The organism is Streptomyces sp. WM4235 (assembly GCF_001279725.1).
Classification (GTDB): domain Bacteria; phylum Actinomycetota; class Actinomycetes; order Streptomycetales; family Streptomycetaceae; genus Streptomyces.
In genome coordinates this window covers 1-414 of record NZ_LGDE01000299.1, presented here as the reverse complement: position 1 = coordinate 414, position 414 = coordinate 1, and the positions used below count along the sequence as shown (strand labels likewise).

General features: G+C 69.1%; 1 protein-coding gene. It reads right to left on the bottom strand.

Annotated features, from left to right (window positions below; genetic code table 11):
- Positions 1-80: 80 nt before the first annotated feature.
- On the bottom strand, positions 81-414 hold a 334-nt coding region (locus ADK55_RS20000; protein WP_159041486.1), incomplete at its 5' end, for a hypothetical protein.

The following is a 414-nucleotide window of genomic DNA, read 5'->3' as shown; positions in this document are numbered from 1 at the left end:
GTGTGAGGCGGTGTGGGGATGAGCCGCGGTGGTGGTGCGCACTTGGCGCGGTCCTGACTGCCGATCGGCGCGTGCCGGGATCAGCTCCGGGATTCCTGCTCCGGGGTGGTGCGGTCGGGGTCGAAGAGCTGGGCGAGGAGTCCGGCAAGGGGGTTCGGAGGAAGAAGGGACGGCCCGGGTGCGACTCGGATGGTCAACAGGTCACCGGTCGTGGGGGACTGCAACGCGGCCAAGTCCTGTAGGTAGGGCCACAGTCCCGGATAGCTGATGCCGTCGCGAATGGTCCCGTCCGCGAACCGGGTGATCACGCCGGTGATGGGGCTCCACTCGATCCGCCGGCCGAACGGGGCGGCACGGAACTCGACCTCGGTCACGCCCCACGTGGCGCAGAATTCGAAGCCTCGCAGCGTGGTG